Source organism: Ruegeria faecimaris, assembly GCF_900182615.1.
GTDB lineage: Bacteria > Pseudomonadota > Alphaproteobacteria > Rhodobacterales > Rhodobacteraceae > Ruegeria > Ruegeria faecimaris.
Genome location: NZ_FXTE01000017.1, coordinates 34,274 through 56,749, shown reverse-complemented (window position 1 = coordinate 56,749; position 22,476 = coordinate 34,274). Strand labels below are relative to the sequence as shown.

Genomic DNA, 22,476 nt, shown 5'->3' with positions numbered 1-22,476 from the left:
TCTTATTTCTCGCTATCGACAAGGCCGCGGACAAAAAGCTTTTGCATCGACACCACCACAAGGACCGGTGGGATCATTGCCAGGATCGAGGTCGCCATGATCGTCGGCCAATGGGCAAAATCATCGCCCGAGGGGAACATCTGTTTGATGCCCATCACGATGGTGTTCATCTCGGGGTCGGTCGTGATCAGCAGCGGCCAGAGATATTGGTTCCACCCATAGATGAACAGGATCACGAACAGGGCCGCGATGTTGGTTCGGCTCATCGGGATCACGATATCAATAAAGAACCGCATGGGGCGGGCGCCATCCACGCGCGCGGCCTCGGCCAGTTCGTCCGGGATGGTCAGAAAGAACTGGCGGAACAGGAACGTGGCAGTGGCCGAGGCGATCAGCGGAAAGATCAGCCCCGAATAGCTGTTGAGCATACCAAACCCGGCCACCACCTCGAAGGTCGGGACAATCCGCACCTCAACCGGCAGCATCAGGGTCAGGAAGATCAGCCAGAAAAACGTGTTCCGCCCGGGAAAGCGGAAATAGACGATGGCAAAGGCTGACAGGAGCGAGATGACGATCTTGCCCACGGCAATGCCAATCGCCATCACCAGGCTGTTGAACAGCATCGCTGCGACCGGGACGTTCACGCCTGAGAACAGGGCCGCCTTGTAATTCACCCAGAACTGATCACCTGGCACAACCGGCATCGGGGGCGAAATGATATCGGCCTGCGTGACGGTCGAGGCCACAAAGGCCAGCCAGATCGGGAAGAAGATGACCAGAACGCCAAGGATCATAAACGCATGGGTCAGCCACAGGCCCGCACCACGTTTCTCGACCATTCCATGTTGTTGGGCCGCCATCAGTAATGCACCCTCTTCTCAACATATTTGAACTGGATCACTGTCAGCAGGCCGACAACCACCAGCAGGATGACCGACTGGGCCGAAGACGACCCCAGATCTTGGCCCACAAACCCATCGGAAAAGACTTTGTAGACCAGGATGGTTGTGGCTTGTTGCGGACCCCCTCCGGTGATCGTGTGGATCACGCCGAAAGTTTCAAAGAAGGCATAGACAATGTTCACGACCAGCAGGAAGAACGCGGTCGGCGACAAAAGCGGCAGTACGATGGTAAAGAACCGGCGCCAAAAATGGGCCCCATCAATCGCCGCCGCTTCGATGACCGAGCGAGGCACGGATTGCAGCGCGGCAAAGAAGAACAGAAAGTTATAGCTGATGCGACCCCAGGCCGAGGCGACAACGACCAGCCCCATGGCCTCGGCATCGTTCAGGACGTGGTTCCAGTCATAGCCAAGCTGGCCCAGATACCATGCGACCACACCAACGCGAGTGTTGAACATGAACAGCCACAGCACACCGGCCACGGCAGGGGCAACGGCGTAGGGCCAGATCAGCAGCGTCCGATACACGCCTGATCCTTTGATCAGCCGGTCTGCGATGACCGCCAGAAACAAGGCCGGGATCATCGAGCACAGGGTCACAAGCGTAGAAAACACCGCCGTCGTCACGAATGAGGCTCGGTAGTATTTATCGCTCAGCAGGAATTCGAAATTGCCCAGTCCGACGAACTGAGACGACAGCCCGAACGGGTCGGGAATGAACAACGATTGCCATACGGCCTGACCAGCAGGATAGAAAAAGAAGACGGCGGAAATGATGACCTGCGGGGCGATCAGCGCAAGCGGCAGCAGCCAGCCGCGAAAAATGACGCGTTTTTCCATTCTATTGGCCCACCAGAGTAGAATGCGGGCCCAATTGGGCCCACATCAGATTACGACTTATTGATTGGCGGATTCGAACCGGCGCAGCAGCGCGTCACCGCGTTCCTTCGCACTATCCATCGCCTCTTGAGCCGTCTTTTCACCGGCCCAGATGGCCTCAAGCTCTTCGTCGATGATGCCACGGATCTGGTCGAATGATCCCAGACGCAGACCTTTCGAGTTTGCCGTCGGCTCTTTCGCGGTCATCTGGATGACGGCGATGTCAGTCCCTGGGTTTTCGGCATAGAAACCAGACGCTCGGGTCGCCTCACCTGCCTCGGTAGTGATGGGCAAATAGCCGGTGTTCTGGTGCCAGGCCGCCTGAACGTCAGACGAGGACAGGAAGCTGAGGAACTCGCCGACGCCTTTGTATTCATCGGCCTCATGACCTTCCATGACCCACAGTGAGGCACCACCGATGATGGTGTTCTGCGGCTCGGCCGTGACAGCTTCCCAATAGGGCAGCGGACGCACGTCGAAATCAAACTCGGCTTCGGCTTTGATCCCGGCGTATCCCGCCGAGCTTTCGGTGAACAGGGCGCATTCGCCGGACCGGAAGTTCGCGCCACCTTCGTTGCGGCGGCCCGTGTAGATGAACTTGCCGTCCTTGGCCCAGTCACCCATCGCGGTCAGGTGTGCAACCTGGGCCGGACCATTCAGCATCAGCTCGGTATCCAGACCGGCAAAGCCGTTATCCTGCGAGGCGAAGGGGACGTCGTGATAGGCTGACAGGTTCTCAAGATGAATCCAGCTTTGCCATGCAGTGACCAACGGGCAATCTTCACCACCGGCCTTGAGCTGCTCCAGCGTTTCCCCGACCTTTTCCCAGGTCGACAGATCGGTGTCAGGATCAACGCCCGCCGCTTCGAACGCATTGCGGTTGACCCAAAGAACCGGTGTTGACGAGTTGAAGGGCAGGGACAGCATGTCGCCATCCGTGGTCGTATAATACCCTTTGACCGAGCCGATATAGGCGTCCGGATCAAATGACGCACCGCTTTCAGCCATCACCTCATAGACCGGTTTGATCGCGCCCTGGGCCGACATCATAGTTGCGGTGCCAACCTCGAATACCATCAGGATCTGCGGTTGTTCACCGGCGCGGAACGCGGCGATGCCTGCATTCAGGGTTTCCGAATAGTTGCCCTTGTGGCTTTCAACCACGACATATTCATCCTGGCTGGCGTTGAATTCTTCAACCTGAGCTTTCACAAGCTCACCCAGGCGGCCGGTAAAGGCATGCCAGAACTGAACTTCGGTTTGCGCCATTGCCGCGATCGGGGACAAGGCTGTTGATACGGCAAGAGCGCCAAGCAATTTCGTTTTCATGATTCCTCCCATGCATCAAAGGCGATGCTTCGTTGAATACCGAGCGCTACGCGTAATCGGCACACATGACGATTTCACGACGTTAACGTTACAGAAATATAATTCAAGCCTGATTTTCTGGCAAAAAATATAATACGATGTTATGAACTGACCGAGGTTCGCAGCAAAACAGGACGCTCCATGAGCCAAACCCTGAGAATTAGGCAGCTTGAGGCACTTATGGCGGTGACCGTTAATGGCTCGGTCACGGCTGCCGCATCCGATCTGGGGGTCAGCCAGCCTGCGGTCAGCAGGTTGCTTTCAGACTTGGAAAAATCGCTTGGGTTTCAACTGTTCGACCGCCGCGAAGGTCGATTGGTCCCAACGCAGGAAGTTCGCTATCTGCAACCCAGCGTAGAGCGCGTGCTGGAACTGATGCGGCAGATCTCGGATGTGAGTCAGGACATCACGCAACGCAAAGCCGGGCATATTCGCGTCGCCTGCCTTCCTGGCTTCGCCACCAGTCACTTACCAGACGTTGTTGCTGGATTTCTGAGCGACCGGCCTGGCGTCACCATGACGATAGAGCCGGATCGGCCCGAGCGCATCCTGGAGTGGATGATCGGCGAGCAATATGATTTCGGAATCACAGATGGGTTTAATGGCCACCCGGCTGTCGAAAGCACCCATATTGATATCCGCACAGTTTGCGTCTTTCCCGCAGGCCATGCGCTGGAAGACCTTTCGACCGTGACACCGGCAGATATTGCCGATCAGAAGATCATCCACACCCGGCGCGACAGCGACTTTTTCGCGCGCCTGTCGCGTGCATTTCAAAACTCGAATGTCGAACTGAACTCGCATATCGAGGTTCGGCAATTCACGGCCGCTTGCGAATTGGTGGTGAAGGGCGTTGGGGTGTCTGTCGTTAGCGAACTGGACGCAGTACAATATCAGAACAGGGGGTTGAGCTATCGGTCTTTCAGGCCATTTCTGCCTCATACGCTGTCGCTGGTGCGACCGGTTTTGAAGCAACCATCGCTGGTCACGCTGGAATTCATAGAACAGTTCAGCGACAGCCTTGGACCTTTCATCGCCGATCCTTAGCTGGATACAGTCGCAAGCGTTGCCCGATTGATTGCCTGAACGCGGCTTTGGGCATTGGCAAGATTTTACAAAAATCGAATTGAGACCCCGGGATTGCTTTACGCGCCCTGAAACTTGTGGGCAAACTGACTTGGTTCATGCCCAGTTCGACGCATGGCAGGACCTGCCAGCCAGTGTCACACCACTGTTTCGCAGGGCCTGCACAAGTCGCGTCGACAAACGAAAATGAAAGGTGTCACATGCCATTTTCCAACCCCAGCTTGATGTCCCGCCGTCAGTTCCTTGCGACCACCACCGCCAGCGCCGCGGCCATTACACTTCATCCTTTTTCTGCGGCGGCTGCCAATAATCAGGCGCATTTACGGATAATGGAGACGACAGACATTCATGTGCATGTCTTCCCTTATGATTATTACGCCGACAAGCCTCGCGACACGGTAGGCCTGTCCCGCACCGCTTCGATCATCAACGGCATCCGGTCCGAGGCGACGAATTCTCTGCTGGTCGATAACGGAGACTTTCTGCAGGGCAACCCAATGGGCGATTACATCGCCTATGAGCGCGGGATGAAAGAGGGCGACAGCCACCCGATTATCACCGCCTTCAACACAGTCGGTTATGACGCCGCCACATTGGGCAATCACGAATTCAACTACGGTTTGGACTTTTTGGAAAAGGCGCTTGCTGGCGCGGATTTCCCGATTGTACTGGCCAACGTCGCAAAGGAACAGGGGGCAAACCCGCGTGAGGATAAAACGCTGGTTAGACCCTATGCGATTCTCGACCGCGAGATTGAAATGGGCGATGGCAGCAAACACCCGATCAAGGTCGGCGTCATTGGGTTTACGCCACCGCAGGTCATGAATTGGGACCGCAAGCATCTCGAAGGCAACGTGCAGGCCCGCGACATTGTCGAGACAGCGCAGGCTTATGTGCCTGAGATGAAAGAGCAGGGCTGCGACCTGATCATCGCGCTTTCGCATTCGGGGATTGGCGATGCCGACCATTCCGACGGTATGGAAAACGCCTCGGTTGTGCTGGCCGGTGTTGACGGGATTGACGCGCTGGTGACCGGTCACAACCACCTTGTTTTCCCGTCCGAGACATTTGCCGACCGCCCCGGGATCGACGTTGCAAAAGGGACGTTGATGGGCAAACCCGCCGTCATGGGCGGGTTCTGGGGATCGCATCTTGGCCTTCTGGACCTGCTGCTGGAGCGCGATGGGAACGAGTGGCGTGTGGTGACCACAACGTCTGAGGCGCGCCCGATTTCGGTTCGGAACGAAGATCGCTCGATCACGGCGCTGGTCGAGGATGATCAGGCCGTGCTGGCCTCGGTCGCGAAAGATCACGACGAAACACTAGCCTATGTGCGCCGTGCGGTCGGCAAGACGTCGGCCCCGCTGCACAGCTATTTTGCGCTGGTAGCGGATGATCCATCTGTACAGATCGTGTCGATAGCGCAGAAATGGTACGTCGAAGAAATGATGAAGGGCACGGAACATGAAGGCCTGCCCATTCTGTCAGCCGCGGCACCATTCAAGGCCGGCGGTCGTGGTGGCCCGGAATATTACACCGATGTCCCGGTGGGTGACGTGGCAATCAAGAACGTGGCCGACCTTTACCTTTATCCCAACACCGTGCGCGCCGTACGGGTGAACGGAGCGCAGGTCCGAGGTTGGCTGGAGAGGTCTGCCGGAATGTTTAATCAGGTCGAACCGGGCGCAAGCGACGCGGTCCTGCTGAACCCAGAGTTTCCGTCCTATAATTTCGACGTGATGGACGGCGTCACCTATCAGATCGACCTGTCCCAGCCATCGCGGTTTGGACCCAAGGGTGAAGAGGTCAACCCTGGCGCGGCCCGGATCGTGGACCTTGCCTTCAATGGTTCTCCGGTCACGGATGACATGGAGTTCATTATCGCCACCAACAATTACCGAGCGTCCGGTGGCGGATCTTTCCCCGGCGCGATGGGCGACACGGTTGTGTTCGAGGCGCCGGACACCAACCGCGACGTGATTGTCCGCTATATCGTCGAACAGGGCACGATTGACCCCAAAGCAGATGCCAACTGGTCGTTTGCCCCGCTGGACGGCACCACGGTCCTGTTCGAAACAGGCCCGAAGGCGCGTGACTATATGAGTGACGTCAAAGGGGTTTCGATCGAGGATGCCGGTGAGGGCGCAGATGGCTTTGCGGCCTTCCGCATCCAGCTGTAACAGATTGAAAGCAGGTTCATCCCCCTAATTTCTGACCCAATGGTATGGATCGGAATTGGGGGGTGAGCCTAAATTATTCTGTCAGGCAACTGTCTTGCGAAGCGGCCCGTCCTGGGTCTAGAGTTTGCGTATTCCGTGGAGCGTTAGGGTGCTGACCAGATCAGCGTAATCCTCACGTGCTTTGGTGCCTGCGCCTGTGTTCCACATATAATACCAGTTCAGCATGCCAAAAACTGACATCGTGGCACCGCGCAGCTTGTCCTTGTCATCGCCAAACGAGTCCGGAGACAGGTCTTTCAGGATGTCCCGGACGAAATTCACTAGATCCAGCTGATACCCTCGTAAGAGCTTTTGCTGATCGTCGCGCAGGGCGTTCATGCCGCTGATCTGCACTCGGTGTTCATCATCCGCACCCTGATAAGCGAACAGGATCTCACGAACGGTCTTTCGCAGCTTTTGCTCGGGTGTAAGACCCGTCAGATCGACCTCGCAAATGCGGTCGCGCAGCTCGCGCAGATAGGTTTCGAGGATGTCATACAGGATGGCATCCTTACTGTCGTAATAGTGGTAAATGTTAGCCTTGGAGATTCCGCACTCATTGGCCAAAAGGGTCATCGAAGCGCGATCAAACCCCTGGTCGGCAAATACTTTGGCTGCCGTTTTCAGGATTTGTTCCCGCTTTTGGTCGTGGTCTTTTGCGATTGTCCGGGCCAAGGCTTAATCCTTATCGCGGTTGTCGATGACGCGCTTCGCCTTGCCCTGAGAGCGTTCGACGTCGCCCGGCTCACCTACAACAATTTCAGTTGAAACTCCAACGATGTCCTTGATGCGTTTGGTCAGCATCCGGGCGGCCGCCGTCTTGGACATTTCATCGGTAGATCCCGGAGAGGCTTCGACAAAGACCCGCATGGCATCCATCCGGCCGGATTTATACAGCTCGACCTGGTAATAAGGCGCAAGGCCTCCAGTCGCCATGACCTGTTCCTCGATTTGGCTGGGAAAGACATTGACGCCGCGCAGGATCATCATGTCGTCGCTGCGGCCGGTGATCTTGGCCATGCGACGCATGGAACGGGCCGTTCCGGGCAGCAGGCAGGTCAGATCGCGCGTGCGATAGCGGATCATCGGCAGCCCTTCTTTGGTCAGGGTGGTAAAGACCAGCTCACCAGTTTCACCGTCAGGCAGTACTTCGCCGGTGGCGGGGTCGATGATTTCTGGCAGAAAGTGATCTTCCCAGATCACAGGGCCATCCTTGGTTTCGACGCATTCGCTGGCAACGCCGGGCCCCATGATTTCCGACAGGCCATAGATGTCGACCGCGTGCATGTCGAATGCAGCCTCGATTTCCGAGCGCATCGCGTCGGTCCAAGGCTCCGCGCCGAAGATACCAACCTTCAGAGAGCTTTCGCGCGGATCAAGGCCCACCTTATGGAATTGTTCGAGGATGTTGAGCATGTAGGATGGGGTCACCATGATCCCATCGGGTTGAAAATCTGTGATTAAACCAACTTGTTTTTCGGTTTGTCCGCCGCCCATCGGAACCACGGTCGCCTCTAGACGTTCGATGCCGTAATGCGCGCCCAGACCCCCGGTGAACAGGCCATAGCCATAAGCGTTATGCACGATATCGCCCTTGCGCAGACCTGCGGCCCGCAGCGACCGAGCACCCAGATCGGCCCAGTTGTCGATATCGCCTTTGGTATAGCCCACAACGGTTGGCTTGCCGGTTGTCCCGGATGAGGCATGCAGCCGAACCAGTTGGCTGCGCGGCACGGCGAACATGCCGAACGGGTAGTTGTCACGCAGGTCGTTCTTGTAGGTGAAGGGAAATTTCGAAAGGTCAGATAACTGTTGCAGGTCATCCGGATGCACGCCGGCATCGTCGAAGCGCTGGGTGTATATTGGCACATTTTCGTAAGCGTGACGCAGGGACCATTTCAGACGCTCCAACTGGGTGGCGCGGATTTCGTCAACCGAGGCGATCTCGATCGGGTCCAGGTCAGCTTTGTTAGGGGACAGGTCCTCCATCGCGTTACTCCTTCGGTCGCGAAGCTATTCTTGAAAATTCGTGCCACCAATCGCGCGGGACATGCCGCGGAATTCGGCGACCACGTTGCTGTCTTGATTGGTGACGCGCACGTCATAGATGCCGCTGCGACCCGTAACCGAGACCTCGGTCGCGGTGGCCGTCAGGCGATCCCCCAGCTTGCCGGGGGCGAGATAGCTCATCATCGTGTGCTGGCCAACGGTCGCGTGATTACGGCTGTTGCAGGCAAAGGCGAAGGCGCTGTCGGCCAGGGCATGGGTCACGCCGCCATGGCACATGCCGTGCCCATTACAGTGATGCGCAACGACGGTCAGCGCCAGAACTGCGCAGCCTTCGTCCACCTCGACAAGCTCCATGCCAAACCATTTGCTGGCTTCGTCACTCGCCCACATCGCAGCGGCTGATTTGCTGGCACGTTCCTTTGGTGTCATCGTCATTTACCCTGAAAATTGGGCGCGCGCTTTTCAAGAAAGCTGGACACGCCCTCGGCATAATCCGCGCTTTCGCCGCAGATTTTCATCGCATCAGCCTCGAGTTCCAGATGAACAGACAAAGAGGTCGTCGCCGCTGCTTGGATACAGTGTTTGGTCTTGCCCAACCCAAGGGTCGGGCCATTGGCCAGTTGATCAGCCAGCGTACGAGCCTCTGCTAATAGCTGATCGTCGGGTATGGCTTTCCAGATCAGGCCCCAGTCTTCGGCCTGTTTGGCGGGCAGGGGCTGTGCGGTAAAGGCCAGCCCTTTGGCGCGCGCCTCGCCCAAAAGGCGGGGCAGGTGCCAGCTGCCGCCAGTGTCCGGTATCAGGCCGACCTTAGAAAAGCTCTGGATGAATTTCGCGCTTTCCGCTGCCAGAACCATGTCGCAGGCCAGTGCCAGATTGGCCCCGGCGCCGGCAGCGACACCATTCACCGCGCAGATGATAGGGAAGTTCAGCGACCGGATCAGCCGCACCAAAGGGGCATAGAAACTGCGGACGGTCTTGCCCAGATCCGGCGGCCCGTCCATTTTCGACGGATCGCGGTCGCCAAGGTCCTGGCCGGCACAAAAGCCACGCCCGGCGCCCGTCAGCAGCACTGCCCGCGCGCCTGTATCGCGCGCGGAATTCAAGGCAGCCTGAAGCGCATGATGCATGTCTTCGTTGAACGAATTCAGTTTGTCTGGACGGTTCAACGTAATCTCGACCCAGTTCCCGTGATTTTCTACAAGAATCGTATCGCTCATCACTGCCTCGGCCGGTATCGTTTCAACTTTATGATTGCATTAACCGAACGGTTGGTCAATATATAAATGCAAGCCGAATCTGAGCAAATCAAAGGGATGGGTTATGGCAAAATCGCCGGTGGTGAGCGTTGAGCGGAAGGGTGACGTTGCTTGGGTAACGATCAACAATCCGCCAGTGAACGCGACATCCGCTGCGGTGCGTCAGGGGTTGGCCGACGCGGTAGGTGCCATCAAAGGCGCGCGCGTGGCTGTCCTGCGATGTGCGGGTAAAACCTTTGTTGCCGGTGGCGATATGTCAGAGTTCGACGCCCCACCGGTTGAGCCACATCTGCCTGACGTAGTACAGATGATCGAAGACAGTGAAGTTCCCTTTATCGCCTGCATGCACGGTACTGTTCTGGGCGGCGGGTTCGAGATTGCCATGGCTTGCGCTTGGCGCATTGCCGCGTCGGGCACCAGATTTGGTCTGCCAGAGGTCAATGTCGGCCTGATCCCCGGGGCAGGGGGCACCCAGCGTATTCCCCGTCTTGTGGGGATGGAGGCCGCGATTGACATGGCCTGCCGGGGCAAGATCCTGACTGCAGAAACGTTACTAGGGCTGGGTGGCCTTGATCTTGTCGCTGAACAGCCTGAGGCTGCCGTTGAGGCCTTTGCGGCCAACCTGCCGCAGCGACCAGTGCCAGTCAGTCAGCGTAGCCTCACCAGCTTTGCACCGGACCTGATAGAGGTTTCGCGCGCGGAACTTTTGAAACGGTCAAAGGGTCAGCAGTCTCCGCTGGAAAATCTGACGGCATTGGGGTGGGCAACCGAACCCTTTGCCGATGCCTTGCCAAAAGAGCGCGTCCGCCATTTGGCCCTGCGACAAGGTGCCGAAAGCCGAGCCCTTCGCCATGCTTTCTTTGCCGAACGGAGCGTGTCCAAACCTTCTTTGATCAGAGGCGTAACCCCGCGCGACATCAGCCGTATCGCGGTGGTCGGCGGCGGTCTGATGGGTGCCGGGATTGCAACCGCCGCCCTGAATGGGGGGTTTTCTGTCACGTTGATTGAGCAGAACGCCGAAGCCGCTGCGGCGGCCTTGGGGCGTGTTAAGGGTCTGCTCGAAGGCGCTGCCAAACGGGGAAAGCTGACTGAGGCGCAGATGCAGAGCCGCCTGAGCGCATTTCGCGCCGTTGACAGCTATGCCGACGCACGGGATGCGCAACTGGCCATTGAGGCGGTGTTTGAGGACATATCTGTCAAACAGCAGGTTTTCGCGGAACTCACCCGGCATATGGACACAAACGCAATTCTTGCCACCAACACATCTTATCTGGATCCAAACCAGATTTTCGCCGGTATCGACAGTCCGGCCCGCTGTATAGGTCTACATTTCTTCAGCCCAGCCCATGTCATGAAACTGCTTGAAATCGTACATACCGGGCATTCGGACCCAGAGGTCATCGCCACCGGATTTGCGTTTGGCAAAAAGCTGGGCAAAGTGGCGGTCCTATCAGGTATTTGCGATGGCTTTATCGGCAATCGCATGCTGGCCGCCTATCGGCGCGAGGCTGATTATCTTCTGGCAGATGGTGCGCTGCCTTATCAAGTGGATCAGGCCATGCGCGACTTTGGTATGCCCATGGGTCCGTACGAATTGCAGGATCTGACCGGTCTTCAGATCTCATGGGCCAATCGCAAGCGCAATGCCGCAACACGCCCACCGGATGAGCGCTATGTCTCTGTGGCCGACCAGCTTTGCGAGATGGAGCGTTTCGGGCAGCGGTCCGGAAAAGGCTGGTATAGTTATGATGACGGCGACCGTACGCCGATCCGTGATACACAGGTCGAGGCTTTGATCGAAGCCAACTCGGCTGAACATGGCATCACCCGGCGCGCGTTTACGAGCACCGAGATTTCGTCCCGTTTGATCGCAGTACTTGCGAATGAGGGCGCATTGATCATCGAAGAGGGTATCGCCGAAAACGCGATGGCCGTGGATATGGTCCAGATCCATGGCTACGGATTCCCGCGCTGGCGCGGGGGGCCGATGAACTATCGGGATGAAATTGGGGCGCAGCTGTCGCGGGGAATAATGGAGACCGTCGCCTCTGAAAGCCCCGGGTCTTGGAGGATTGCGGGGCAGACCACATCACCATGACTATTGATGGTTACAAAACGGACTATTAACGCAGATTCAATGTATGTTTCAGAGGGAGGAGACAAAACCATGAAACTCAACAGTTTGAGCACGCTATTGGCCTCAGCCGCCTTGGCCGTTTCGGGCACCGTGGCGCTGGCCGCAGATTATACGCTGACCATATCCAGCTGGGCGCCGCCGACCCACGGTATCAACGCGAAGATGTGGCCAAAATTCGTGGAAATGGTTGAAGAGGCCACAGACGGTCAGGTCACCGCCGAACTGAAGTTGGGCATCGCGCCGCCACCAGCACAGATGGATCTGATCATGGATGGCGCGGCGGATGCCTCGATCATTTTCCACGGCTACCAGCCGGGGCGCTTTGTCACCACAAAGATGATAGAACTGCCCGGATATGAAGGCTCGGCAGAGGCCGCATCGGTCGCCTATTGGCGCACCTATGACGCACATCTCAAGGCCGCGGACGAGCATCGCGGCGTGAAAGTGATCGCCCTGCATACGCATGGTCCGGCGCAGCTGCACTCCAGCAGCGCGGTGACCACGCTGGATGAAGTGTCGGGCCTCAAGGTCCGTATCCCAGGTGGGGTTGGCGGTGACGTCGGCACAGCGCTTGGCGCGACCGGCATCCAGGTGCCTGCACCGAAAGTCTATGAGACCCTTGCTTCGAAAGCAGCCGATGGCGTTGTCATGCCGTTTGAATCCCGCAAGGGTTTTAAGCTGACCGAGGTTGCCCAGAACGTTTACGAGGTTCCGGGCGGTCTGTATCGCGGGTCGTTCGCCTTTATCATGAACGAAGAAACGTTTGCCGACCTGCCCCCTGAGCTGCAACAGGCGCTGGAGGAGAATGTGTTCGGTGAACCGCTGAGCCGCGAAATCGGCAAGATCTGGGACGAGATCGACGGGATCGGCCGCGAGGCGACCGAAGCCACTGAGGGCAACGCAATCAACGCGGCCTCGGCGGAAGATCTGGAAAAGTTCAACGCGATCGCCGTTGATGTCCGCGCCAAGGTGATTGACGAGGTCAACGGCACCGGTGTTGACGCACAGGCGGCCTATGACATGATCGTAAATGAAATGGCTGCCCAGTAACGCAGTCCGGCTGGCGGGGTCTCTTCGCCAGCCATATTCACCAGCCGGGACCCAATCATGCAATCTCTCGTGACTTTTGCGCGTCGCGTCAGCATCGCTCCGACGCTGCTGGCCTGTATAGCGCTGTTCATCCTGATGGTGATGACCTTTTTTGACGTCATAGTGCGGTCTGTCTTCAACGCCCCGATTGAGGCAGCGACTGAGCTGACACGTATTCTCATGGCGATCATGGTGTTTTCGGTTCTGCCGATGATCTCAGCCGGAAAGGGTCAGATCGCCGTCGACCTGACGGACGGAGTATTTTCCCGCTTGCGGCTGAGCCGAGCGCGTGACGCTGTTGTATATATTGTGTCGGGCGTGATGCTCATCTGGCCGATCAAACGCGTCTGGATTCTTGCCGAGCGCGCACGGGACTATGGCGATGTGACTGAATACCTGTCGATCCCGGTATTCTATGTCGGCTGGTTCATCGCCGGGTTCACTGCGATCACGGCCATGGCGATGATTGTCACGGGCCTGATTACTATCTTCTCCCCCCAATCCTTGTCGGAGACCTCTCAATGACCGCCGCACTTATCGGTTTTGCCCTTGTTCTGGTGCTTGTACTGGTGCGTCTGCCTATCGTCTTCGCGATGGGTCTGGTTGGTACGCTTGGGTTCGCCTACGAACGTGGCGGCAGCATCTTTTCGGAGCGCGGCTTGAAGGCGGCGATGTCGATGGTGGGTCGCCAGATCACCGATACGGCACAGGATTACGGATTGTCGGTGGTGCCTCTGTTCATCCTGATGGGCCTGTTCGTGAACAAAGGCGGGCTCGCGCGCGAGCTTTATGCGGTATCCAATGCATTTCTCGGCCATTTCCGGGGCGGCATCGCCATGGCGACTGTCGCGGCCTGCGGCGGGTTCTCGGCAATTTGCGGGTCGTCTCTGGCGACAGCGGCCACCATGTCCAAGGTCGCGATGCCGGAAATGCGCCGGTATGGTTATGCGGATGAGCTTTCGACTGCGTCGATTGCAGCGGGTGGCACGCTTGGCATCCTGATCCCGCCCTCGGTGATCCTGGTCATTTATGGCCTGCTGACGGAAACCTCGATTGGCAAACTGTTTGTTGCGGGCATTATCCCCGGTGTGCTTGGCATTCTTTTTTATCTTCTCGCGGTGCGCTGGACCGTCTGGCGCAAACCAGAGGCGGGACCGGCAGGCGAACGCTACGGTTGGGTCGAGCGCCTGAGGGCCTTGCGCTCGGTCTGGGCCGTGTTGCTGCTGTTCTTTCTGGTCATTGGCGGGCTTTATGGTGCCTTCGATTTTCAACCGCTGAACCTGACCTTCAGCCCGACCGAGGCGGCAGGGATGGGGGCCATGGGCGCCTTTTTGATTGCCTTGTCGCGCGGCGGGCTTAGCCTGGGTTCAACATTCGAGGTTTTGAAGGAAACCACCGCGACCGCTGCGGCCCTGTTCTCGGTCCTGATCGGGGCGCAGATATTTTCGAACTTCATCAACCTCGCCGGTTTGCCAGAAGCGCTGATCGCCATGGTCACAGCGTATGACGTTGCGCCCTTTGTGGTGATCCTGATGATCCTTGGCATCTACATCATTTTGGGGTGTGTTTTTGAATCCCTGTCGATGCTACTGCTGACCGTGCCGATCTTTTTTCCTCTGGTCACATCGCTGGGATATGACCCGATCTGGTTCGGCATTGTTGTGGTCGTCGTCACCGAAATCAGCCTGATCACCCCGCCCGTGGGGCTGAACGTGTTCATTCTGAAGGGTGTGGTCGGGGATGTGTCGACTGGGACGATCTTCAGAGGGGTAACTCCGTTCTGGATCGCAGATATCTTTCGGCTGGCCCTGATCGTTCTGGTGCCCTGGCTTGTGCTGGTTCTGCCGGAACAGATGGGGGCGATGGGCCACTGATGTTTGCGCTGACCAAGCTGCCTGACGGGTTCCACGATGATCCCTATCCTACCTATAGGGCGCTGCGTGAAGATACGCCCGTCTGCCTGCAACCCGATGGGTCGGTGATCCTGTCACGACATCAGGATCTGGACATCATCTATCGGGACACAACGCGATTCATTTCGGACAAGAAGGCCGTGTTTGGCCCCAAATACGGGGTGGATAGCCCATTGTTTGAACATCACACCACCAGTCTTGTGTTCAATGATCCGCCCTTGCACTCGCGTGTCCGCAAGGTGATGGTCGGCGCGATGAACCCGCGCGCTTTGGCGCAGATGGAGCCGGGTCTGATCGAACTTGTCGACGCGCTGTTGGATCAAATGCAGGCCAAGGGCACAGTTGAGTTGATCGAGGATTTTGCCGGGGCGATCCCGATCGAGATCATCGGCAACCTGCTGGGCATCCCTCGGTCCGAGCGCGAGCCGTTGCGTGAGTGGTCCTTGGCCATTCTCGGGGCGTTGGAACCGCAGCTGACGCCCGAGCAGGAAGATTGGGGCAACCGCGCAGTCCGCGAGTTCAAAGCCTTTCTGCGCGATATCATCGACGACCGCAGGGCCGATCCGCGCAACCCGGAGACCGATGTTTTGACCCGGTTGATACAGGATGACACCGAGGGTGGCCTGACCGAAGTTGAACTGTACCAGAACTGCATCTTCATTCTAAATGCCGGGCATGAGACCACGACAAACCTGATAGGCAACGCTTTGGATCTGTTGGACCGCCACAGGGATAAGCGGACCGAGCTGTTGGTTAATCCAGACCTGATTTCCACCGCAGTGGACGAGTTTCTGCGTCTGGAAAGCCCGAACCAGTTCGGCAATCGCCTGACCACTGAAGAGGTGGAATTTCACGGACATGTCATTCCAGCAGGAACCGATCTGCATCTTTGCATCGGCGCGGCCAACCGCGATCCGCGACAATTTGATTTCCCCGATGACATGATGTTGGATCGCCGTCCCAACAAGCACCACGCGTTTGCGGGCGGGCCGCATACTTGCGTTGGTTTGACCTTGGCCCGGATGGAAGGTCGGGTTGCCGTTAGCCGGTTTTTGAACCGGTTCCCTGATTACCAGATCACGGAAAGTGCTCAGCGTGGGGGGCGTATCCGGTTTCGGGGGTTCGCCTACCTGCCCGCGCAGGTTTGAACTAGCCGTGCTGCTTGTTCTGAAATTTATTGACCGACCGTACGGTTAATAATAAGATATCGCAAATGCCCCGCGCGCTAGCCCTGCCGCGAGTAAGGAGAAACCTATGACGATCCAACAGATTTCCAGTTTTGCTGCGGGCGAGTGGATTGCGCCGGGGGCAGGTGCCCGCAACATCGCAAGCGCGGTGACGGGAGAGGTGATCGCAACAGCCGGAAACAACGCCTTGGACGTTCAGGGAATGCTGGATCATGCGCGCAATGTTGGTGGTCCTGCGCTGCGCAAGATGACGTTTCACCAGCGGGCCAAGATGCTCAAGGCGCTGTCTGTTCATCTGGGCAAGCACAAGCAGGCGATGTACGATCTGTCCTTCAATACCGGCGCAACCCAGGCGGATCATCTGATCGACATTGACGGCGGTATTGGCACGATGTTCGTCTTTGCCTCAAAAGGGCGGCGCGAGATGCCGGACGGGCATGTCTATCTCGACGGCGAGGTCGAGCAGCTTTCGCGCAATGGCACCTTTCTGGGGCAACATATCTGCACCCCGTTGAAAGGTGTTGCGATCCATATCAACGCTTTCAACTTTCCGGTCTGGGGCATGCTGGAAAAGCTGGCTCCGACTCTTCTGGCGGGGGTTCCGGCTATCGTCAAACCGGCCACAAATTCCTGCTATGTGACCGAGCTGTGCGTTCGGCTGATGCTCGAGTCGGGCATATTGCCCAACGGTGCATTGCAACTGGTGTCAGGCGGGCTGGGCGACATGCTCGATCGCCTGACCATGCAGGATGTGGTCAGCTTTACAGGCTCGGCGGATACGGCGCTGAAGCTGCGCGCGAACCCCGTAATCCTGGAGAATTCGGTCCGGTTCGTGGCGGAACAGGACAGCTTGAACTGCTCGGTCCTGGGTCCTGATGCTGCGCCGGGAACGCCCGAATTCGATCTGTTCGTCAAAGAGGTTCAGCGCGAGATGACCACCAAAGCGGGTCAGAAATGCACTGCCATCCGCAGGATCATCGCGCCCGAGCCGCATGTGCAGGCCGTTATTGAGGCGCTGTCCGCGCGTTTGGCAAAGACCACCATTGGGGATCCGAAACTGGAAACCACCCGAATGGGTGCGCTGGTCTCGGCCAGTCAGAAGCGCGATGTTTTGGAGAAGGCCGCGATTATTGGGCACGAGGCCGAGTGCGTCTTTGGCAATCCGGACGACTTCGTGGTCGATGGGGCCGATGCAGATAAGGGCGCCTTTCTGCCACCGATGCTGTTCCATTGCAGCGATCCCGATGCCGCGCAACGTGTGCATGATACCGAAGCCTTTGGTCCCGTCAGTACAATCATGGGCTATCGCGATGCCGACCACGCGATTGAGCTGGCGAACCGAGGGCAGGGGTCTCTGGTGGCCTCAGTCATCACACATGATGCTGATGTTGCCCGCAAATTTGTTATGGGGGCAGGGGCCTATCATGGGCGGCTCTATTTCAACAACCGAGACTCGATGAAAGAATCCACAGGCCATGGCTCTCCTTTGCCGCATATGGTCCATGGCGGTCCCGGCCGTGCTGGCGGTGGCGAGGAAATGGGCGGTGTGCGCGGTGTGATGCATTATATGCAACGTACGGCGATTCAAGGATCGCCGGACATATTGACAGCTATTGGCGAGAGATGGGTGCCGGGTGCAGCCGAGGTCAGTGCGCCAGCCCATCCATTTACACGCCGCTATCACGATCTGGCCATTGGTGAGACGATCCACACCGCACCGCGGACCGTGACCATGGAAGACATTGAACATTTCGCCGAATTCACCGGCGACACCTTCTATGCCCATATGGATCAGGCCGCAGCTGAGCGTAACCCGTTCTTTCCGGGCCGGGTCGCGCATGGATATCTTTTGCTGTCTTTCGCGGCGGGTCTTTTTGTGGAACCGAACGAGGGGCCGGTCCTGGCCAATACTGGGCTCGATAACCTGCGCTTTATGAAACCGGTAGAGGCAGGCGACAGCATCAAGGTGCGCCTGACGGTCAAAAAGAAAACCCGCCGCAATGATGAATATGGCGAGGTGCGCTGGCATGTCACCCTGACCCAACAGGATGATGAGCCTGTGGCCGAATATGAGCTGCTGACCATGGTGGCCTACTAAGATTCTTGGGCCGGATGGTAATTCGATCTGGCCCGATTATACTTGCCGTATGAAAGATTCAGCCCCTGATTGGTTTGAAACCTGCGTTAGCCATCTGACCTCTGAGGGTACGCAACGGGTGTGGTCAGTGCTGGTGACGATATTCGGTGATCTGGCGCAGGAAGAAACAGATCAGATAAGTGGTGCGGTGATCACCGCACTGACCAGCCTTGCCGGGATCAAGGCCGAAGCCACGCGTGTTGCCCTGCATCGGCTGCGCAAGGATGGCTGGATTGAAAGCACCCGCAAAGGGCGCAGCAGCTTTCACCGCCTGACCGCGTTTGGCCGTCATCAGAGTGTGACCGCCGCACCGCGTATCTATGCCAAGGAAGCGCCGGAACCCGGCCTCTGGCATGTACTTATCGCCAGCAATTCGGACTCATCGCGCAAAGAATTGGCTGACCTGATGCTGACTGGGGACTACATCTCTCTCAATCCCGCAACGTCGATGGCTCCGGGTCAGGTTCCGGCGGGTCTTGAAGAGCTGATGGGCGTGGAAAGCAGCGCTATCTCTGTTCCTGGCTGGCTTCGGGATCTCTGCGGGCCAGAGGCGTTGAAAACCGCCTATGATCAGTTCTTGAGATCGACACAGATCATCGGCCAAGAGATGCCGCCCGAGGGGGCGGGCGACCCGATGAAGACGGCCATTCTGCGTGTCCTGATCGTGCATAATTGGCGCCGTATTGTTCTGCGCCATCCCGCCTTTCCTGCAGCGTTTCTGCCCGCTGACTGGAAAGGCCCTGCATGCCGGGCGGCTGTATCTCAGTTGTTGGAAAAACTGCCGCGCCCGGATTTAACATCCTTGGAAGCCGAGCTGGACAGCTAGGTTTTCTTTAGCGTCACCTATCTGATCCGCCCGATGCTGGTCATTCGGCGATCATTGCAGGCGTTTCTCTCGCGCTAAATGTTACATAAAAACTAAAAAAGTAAAAGAACTCGTAACATAAAGCTTGCCTCGAATCGATGGACGCCCTAAAAACCGACCATGCGGTCAATGATACGGATCAGCACCTACAGGAGAATTAAGTGATGGACGCATTCATTTGCGACGCGACGCGCACTCCGATTGGGCGATATGGGGGGGCTTTGTCGTCAGTCAGGACAGATGATCTGGCCGCGATTCCATTGGCCGCCCTGAAAGAGCGCAACCCGCAGGTTGATTGGGCCAGCGTTGATGATGTGATCTATGGCGATGCAAATCAGGCGGGTGAAAGCAACCGCAATGTGGCGCGGATGGCGGCCTTGTTGGCTGGATTGCCGGTTGATGTGCCCGGAACAACAGTGAACCGATTGTGCGCCAGTGGAATGGATGCGGTTGGAATGGCGGCGCGGGGCATCAAGGCGGGCGATTATGATCTGGCTGTGGCCGGCGGCGTCGAAAGCATGTCGCGGGCGCCCTTTGTGATGCCCAAGGCGACCTCGGCCTTTACCCGCAGCAATGCGGTCTATGATACGACGATCGGCTGGCGCTTTGTGAACCCGAAGATGAAACAGGCCTATGGCATCGACTCGATGCCGCAAACGGCCGACAATGTGGCCGAAGACTTTGGTATCAGCCGCGATGACCAAGATGCTTTTGCGGCGCGCAGTCAGGCCCGATGGGCCACCGCGCACGAGGCAGGTCTGTTCCGGGATGAAATCACCCCGGTCACGATCCCGCAACGCAAGGGCGATCCGATCATTGTCGATACGGATGAACATCCGCGCCCGGATGTGACCGTGGACAAGCTGTCCGGTCTCAAAGGTGTCAACGGGCCGGATAAGACGGTGACCGCTGGCAACGCCTCGGGCGTCAATGACGGCGCTGCGGCCATTTTGATGGCCAATGAGGCGGCAGCGTCAAAGAACGGCCTGACCCCGATCGCCCGGGTCGTGGGCATGTCTGTCGCCGGGGTTGAGCCGCGTGTCATGGGCATTGGCCCGGTTCCGGCTAGCCGCAAAATTTTGGCCCGCGCCGGGCTGAGCATCGAGCAAATGGACGTGATAGAGTTGAATGAGGCCTTCGCGTCACAGGGTCTGGCGACACTGCGCGAACTGGGCCTGCCAGACGACGCGCCACAGGTGAACCCGAATGGGGGCGCGATTGCCATTGGCCACCCGTTGGGCATGTCCGGCGCAAGGTTGGTTATGACCGCGGCCTATCAGTTGCGGCGCACGGGCGGGCGATACGCGCTGTGCACCATGTGTGTCGGCGTCGGTCAGGGCGCAGCGCTTATTCTTGAACGCGTATAGGGGAGATGACGGGACATGTATGCTCAGATGGTTAAGTCCGAGGCGACACAGGAAGATCCTGCAAAGCTTGCTGCCTTTCAGTCGCGCATAGACGCTGACGAAAAGATCGAACCCAAGGATTGGATGCCCGAAGGCTATCGCAAGACGCTGATCCGCCAGATCGGCCAGCACGCCCATTCCGAAATCGTTGGGCAACTGCCCGAGGCGAACTGGATCACGCGGGCACCCACACTGGAACGCAAGGCGATCCTGTTGGCAAAAGTTCAGGACGAGGCCGGTCACGGTCTGTACCTTTACTGCGCCGCCGAAACACTGGGTGTCAGCCGGGATGAGATCACCGAAATGCTGCTGGACGGGCGCATGAAATACTCGTCCATCTTCAACTATCCCACCCTGAACTGGGCAGATGTTGGTGCCGTTGGCTGGCTGGTGGATGGCGCCGCGATCATGAACCAGGTGCCGTTGCAGCGCACGTCTTACGGTCCCTATTCACGCGCCATGATCCGCATCTGCAAAGAAGAGAGCTTTCATCAGCGTCAGGGCTATGACGCCATCCGCAAGATGGCCGGAGGCACGCCGGACCAGAAACGAATGGCGCAGGACGCTTTGAACCGCTTTTGGTACCCATCGCTGATGATGTTTGGACCGTCCGACAAGGACTCGGTGCATTCGACGCAGTCGATGAAATGGAAGATCAAGATGAACACCAATGACGAGCTGCGTCAGAAATTCGTCGATCAGACTGTGCCACAGGCCGAGTATCTGGGCCTGACCATCCCTGACCCAAAGCTGAATTGGAACGACGATCGCGGCCATTATGATTTCTCAGAACCTGACTGGTCCGAGTTCTTCGATGTCATTAGTGGCAATGGCCCCTGCAACACCGACCGGCTGGCCGCCCGAAACCAAGCCTGGGACGACGGCAAATGGGTGCGCGCCGGGCTGATGGCCCATGCCGAAAAGAAACGCTCTGGCACAGTGGCTGCCGAATAAGTCGACCCTGAGGAGGAAACCCGATGAAAAACGAATGGCCCCTGTGGGAAGTCTTTATCCGCGGTCAGCATGGTATGAGTCACCGTCACGTCGGCTCGTTGCATGCCCCTGACGCGGAGATGGCCATCAAGAACGCGCGCGATGTCTATACCCGCCGCAACGAAGGTGTGTCGATCTGGGTGGTCGAGGCGAATAATATCTCGGCCTCCTCGCCCAGCGACAAGGGCCCATTATACGAGCCCAGCGAAAGCAAGGTCTATCGTCACCCGACCTTTTTCGACATCCCCGATGAAGTGGGGGCCATGTGATGGACCGGGACACGGCATTTGTACAATTCCTTCTACGGATGGGCGACAACGACCTGGTCCTTGGCCATCGCGTCAGCGAATGGTGCGGCCATGCGCCGGTGCTGGAAGAGGATATCGCACTGGCCAACACGGCCTTGGACCTGATCGGGCAGACTCAGATGTGGTTGGGTCTGGCGGGGGAAATCCAAGGCGGCAAAACTGCTGACGATCTGGCCTTCCTGCGCGATGCCTGGGATTTCCGCAATGTGCTGCTGGTCGAGGTTCCCAATGGGGATTTTGGCCGGACCCTGATGCGCCAGTTCCTGTTCGATGCATGGCATTCCATCATGCTGGGACGCTTGCTCAACTCTACGGATGACCGTGTCGCGGCGATTACCGCGAAAGCCAGCAAAGAGGTGGCATATCACCTGGAACGCTCGGGCGACACGGTGGTTGGTCTGGGGGACGGAACAGCGGAAAGCCACGCCCGGATGCAGTCGGCTCTGGACTACCTGTGGCCGTATGTCGGCGAGATGTTCACCAGCGACGAAGTTGACGTCGAGATGGTCGCGGCGGGCATTGCGCCGAACCCCGCGGATCTGCGCGCGGAGTTTGACGCTTTAGTGCAGCGGATCCTGTCCGAGGCGACCTTGACGATCCCGGAAGGCGCGTTTGCCCATAAAGGTGGGCGTGACGGGCGGATGCATACGGAACATCTGGGTCATCTGTTGACACAGATGCAGTGGCTGCAACGCGCCTATCCCGAAGCAAGCTGGTAACGC

General features: G+C 57.9%; 20 protein-coding genes. 13 read left to right on the top strand and 7 right to left on the bottom strand.

What is annotated here, in order from left to right; translation table 11 throughout:
• Positions 1-2: 2 nt before the first annotated feature.
• From ugpE to ugpB, 3 genes are read right to left on the bottom strand one after another with little or no spacing between them, the layout of a single operon-like run.
• A complete protein-coding gene (ugpE, locus tag FN806_RS18590; RefSeq protein WP_142639948.1) occupies positions 3-839 on the bottom strand; it encodes a sn-glycerol-3-phosphate ABC transporter permease UgpE in 837 nt (278 codons plus the stop codon).
• 20 nt (positions 840-859) lie between these two features.
• Entirely contained in the window at positions 860-1,741 is an 882-nt protein-coding gene (ugpA, locus tag FN806_RS18585) for a sn-glycerol-3-phosphate ABC transporter permease UgpA (protein WP_142639899.1), read from the bottom strand.
• A 57-nt stretch (positions 1,742-1,798) separates the two neighbouring features.
• Positions 1,799-3,109, bottom strand: coding sequence for a sn-glycerol-3-phosphate ABC transporter substrate-binding protein UgpB (gene ugpB, locus FN806_RS18580; protein WP_142639897.1), 1,311 nt, complete (start codon positions 3,107-3,109; stop codon positions 1,799-1,801).
• 180 nt (positions 3,110-3,289) lie between these two features.
• Here ugpB and FN806_RS18575 point away from each other — a divergent pair, with 180 nt between their 5' ends.
• Both FN806_RS18575 and FN806_RS18570 read left to right on the top strand, forming a co-directional pair.
• Complete coding sequence (locus FN806_RS18575; RefSeq protein WP_142639895.1) at positions 3,290-4,195, top strand: LysR substrate-binding domain-containing protein; 906 nt, start codon at positions 3,290-3,292, stop codon at positions 4,193-4,195.
• A gap of 239 nt (positions 4,196-4,434) precedes the next feature.
• Complete coding sequence (locus FN806_RS18570; RefSeq protein WP_246097340.1) at positions 4,435-6,414, top strand: bifunctional 2',3'-cyclic-nucleotide 2'-phosphodiesterase/3'-nucleotidase; 1,980 nt, start codon at positions 4,435-4,437, stop codon at positions 6,412-6,414.
• Positions 6,415-6,531: 117 nt separating this feature from the next.
• Here the strand turns inward: FN806_RS18570 and FN806_RS18565 are convergent, their stop codons facing one another.
• From FN806_RS18565 to paaG, 4 genes are read right to left on the bottom strand one after another with little or no spacing between them, the layout of a single operon-like run.
• Positions 6,532-7,128, bottom strand: coding sequence for a TetR/AcrR family transcriptional regulator (locus FN806_RS18565; protein WP_142639893.1), 597 nt, complete (start codon positions 7,126-7,128; stop codon positions 6,532-6,534).
• A 3-nt stretch (positions 7,129-7,131) separates the two neighbouring features.
• Positions 7,132-8,442: a phenylacetate--CoA ligase PaaK gene (paaK, locus tag FN806_RS18560; protein WP_142639891.1), complete on the bottom strand. Its 1,311-nt coding sequence runs from the start codon at positions 8,440-8,442 to the stop codon at positions 7,132-7,134.
• Positions 8,443-8,466: 24 nt separating this feature from the next.
• Positions 8,467-8,892, bottom strand: a complete 426-nt coding sequence (gene paaI, locus FN806_RS18555) for a hydroxyphenylacetyl-CoA thioesterase PaaI (protein ID WP_142639944.1) — start codon at positions 8,890-8,892, stop codon at positions 8,467-8,469.
• Positions 8,893-8,894: 2 nt separating this feature from the next.
• Positions 8,895-9,680 carry a 2-(1,2-epoxy-1,2-dihydrophenyl)acetyl-CoA isomerase PaaG gene (paaG, locus tag FN806_RS18550; protein WP_142639889.1) on the bottom strand — a complete coding sequence of 262 codons (786 nt, stop codon included), beginning with the start codon at positions 9,678-9,680 and terminating at the stop codon, positions 8,895-8,897.
• 103 nt (positions 9,681-9,783) lie between these two features.
• On the opposite strand from paaG, the gene FN806_RS18545 reads away from it, so the two are divergent.
• The 11 genes from FN806_RS18545 (at position 9,784) to paaC (ending at position 22,473) form a co-directional block, all read left to right on the top strand.
• Entirely contained in the window at positions 9,784-11,817 is a 2,034-nt protein-coding gene (locus FN806_RS18545; protein WP_142639887.1) for an FAD-dependent oxidoreductase, read from the top strand.
• A 69-nt stretch (positions 11,818-11,886) separates the two neighbouring features.
• A complete protein-coding gene (locus FN806_RS18540; protein ID WP_142639885.1) occupies positions 11,887-12,906 on the top strand; it encodes a TRAP transporter substrate-binding protein in 1,020 nt (339 codons plus the stop codon).
• A 57-nt stretch (positions 12,907-12,963) separates the two neighbouring features.
• Entirely contained in the window at positions 12,964-13,470 is a 507-nt protein-coding gene (locus tag FN806_RS18535; protein ID WP_142639883.1) for a TRAP transporter small permease, read from the top strand.
• Positions 13,467-14,819 (top strand): TRAP transporter large permease, encoded by a 1,353-nt coding sequence (locus tag FN806_RS18530; protein ID WP_142639881.1) that lies wholly within the window; start codon positions 13,467-13,469, stop codon positions 14,817-14,819. The genes FN806_RS18535 and FN806_RS18530 overlap by 4 nt, the downstream gene beginning before the upstream one ends.
• A complete protein-coding gene (locus tag FN806_RS18525; RefSeq protein WP_142639879.1) occupies positions 14,819-16,006 on the top strand; it encodes a cytochrome P450 in 1,188 nt (395 codons plus the stop codon). The genes FN806_RS18530 and FN806_RS18525 overlap by 1 nt, the downstream gene beginning before the upstream one ends.
• Positions 16,007-16,112: 106 nt before the next feature.
• Positions 16,113-18,143, top strand: coding sequence for a phenylacetic acid degradation bifunctional protein PaaZ (gene paaZ, locus FN806_RS18520; protein ID WP_142639877.1), 2,031 nt, complete (start codon positions 16,113-16,115; stop codon positions 18,141-18,143).
• Positions 18,144-18,192: 49 nt separating this feature from the next.
• The gene (locus FN806_RS18515) at positions 18,193-19,008 is read left to right on the top strand and encodes a PaaX family transcriptional regulator C-terminal domain-containing protein (protein WP_142639875.1); all 816 of its coding nucleotides are present in this window, start codon (positions 18,193-18,195) and stop codon (positions 19,006-19,008) included.
• 203 nt (positions 19,009-19,211) lie between these two features.
• Positions 19,212-20,414 (top strand): 3-oxoadipyl-CoA thiolase, encoded by a 1,203-nt coding sequence (gene pcaF, locus FN806_RS18510; RefSeq protein WP_142639874.1) that lies wholly within the window; start codon positions 19,212-19,214, stop codon positions 20,412-20,414.
• Between the two features lie 15 nt (positions 20,415-20,429).
• Positions 20,430-21,407 carry a 1,2-phenylacetyl-CoA epoxidase subunit PaaA gene (paaA, locus tag FN806_RS18505; RefSeq protein WP_142639872.1) on the top strand — a complete coding sequence of 326 codons (978 nt, stop codon included), beginning with the start codon at positions 20,430-20,432 and terminating at the stop codon, positions 21,405-21,407.
• Between the two features lie 23 nt (positions 21,408-21,430).
• On the top strand, positions 21,431-21,715 hold the full coding sequence (gene paaB / locus FN806_RS18500) for a 1,2-phenylacetyl-CoA epoxidase subunit PaaB (protein WP_142639870.1): 285 nt from the start codon (positions 21,431-21,433) through the stop codon (positions 21,713-21,715).
• The gene (gene paaC / locus FN806_RS18495) at positions 21,715-22,473 is read left to right on the top strand and encodes a 1,2-phenylacetyl-CoA epoxidase subunit PaaC (protein WP_142639868.1); all 759 of its coding nucleotides are present in this window, start codon (positions 21,715-21,717) and stop codon (positions 22,471-22,473) included. The genes paaB and paaC overlap by 1 nt, the downstream gene beginning before the upstream one ends.
• The last annotated feature ends 3 nt before the right edge of the window (positions 22,474-22,476 follow it).

Coding starts and splice junctions, on each gene's coding strand:
- pcaF (WP_142639874.1), top strand. CDS start 19,212: ATGGACGCATTCATTTGCGACGCGACGCGCACTCCGATTGGGCGATAT.
- ugpE (WP_142639948.1), bottom strand. CDS start 839: ATGGTCGAGAAACGTGGTGCGGGCCTGTGGCTGACCCATGCGTTTATG.
- FN806_RS18540 (WP_142639885.1), top strand. CDS start 11,887: ATGAAACTCAACAGTTTGAGCACGCTATTGGCCTCAGCCGCCTTGGCC.
- paaA (WP_142639872.1), top strand. CDS start 20,430: ATGTATGCTCAGATGGTTAAGTCCGAGGCGACACAGGAAGATCCTGCA.
- FN806_RS18530 (WP_142639881.1), top strand. CDS start 13,467: ATGACCGCCGCACTTATCGGTTTTGCCCTTGTTCTGGTGCTTGTACTG.
- FN806_RS18535 (WP_142639883.1), top strand. CDS start 12,964: ATGCAATCTCTCGTGACTTTTGCGCGTCGCGTCAGCATCGCTCCGACG.
- paaB (WP_142639870.1), top strand. CDS start 21,431: ATGAAAAACGAATGGCCCCTGTGGGAAGTCTTTATCCGCGGTCAGCAT.
- paaK (WP_142639891.1), bottom strand. CDS start 8,442: ATGGAGGACCTGTCCCCTAACAAAGCTGACCTGGACCCGATCGAGATC.
- FN806_RS18570 (WP_246097340.1), top strand. CDS start 4,435: ATGCCATTTTCCAACCCCAGCTTGATGTCCCGCCGTCAGTTCCTTGCG.
- paaZ (WP_142639877.1), top strand. CDS start 16,113: ATGACGATCCAACAGATTTCCAGTTTTGCTGCGGGCGAGTGGATTGCG.
- FN806_RS18525 (WP_142639879.1), top strand. CDS start 14,819: ATGTTTGCGCTGACCAAGCTGCCTGACGGGTTCCACGATGATCCCTAT.
- FN806_RS18545 (WP_142639887.1), top strand. CDS start 9,784: ATGGCAAAATCGCCGGTGGTGAGCGTTGAGCGGAAGGGTGACGTTGCT.
- FN806_RS18515 (WP_142639875.1), top strand. CDS start 18,193: ATGAAAGATTCAGCCCCTGATTGGTTTGAAACCTGCGTTAGCCATCTG.
- FN806_RS18575 (WP_142639895.1), top strand. CDS start 3,290: ATGAGCCAAACCCTGAGAATTAGGCAGCTTGAGGCACTTATGGCGGTG.
- paaC (WP_142639868.1), top strand. CDS start 21,715: ATGGACCGGGACACGGCATTTGTACAATTCCTTCTACGGATGGGCGAC.
- paaI (WP_142639944.1), bottom strand. CDS start 8,892: ATGACACCAAAGGAACGTGCCAGCAAATCAGCCGCTGCGATGTGGGCG.
- ugpA (WP_142639899.1), bottom strand. CDS start 1,741: ATGGAAAAACGCGTCATTTTTCGCGGCTGGCTGCTGCCGCTTGCGCTG.
- paaG (WP_142639889.1), bottom strand. CDS start 9,680: ATGAGCGATACGATTCTTGTAGAAAATCACGGGAACTGGGTCGAGATT.
- ugpB (WP_142639897.1), bottom strand. CDS start 3,109: ATGAAAACGAAATTGCTTGGCGCTCTTGCCGTATCAACAGCCTTGTCC.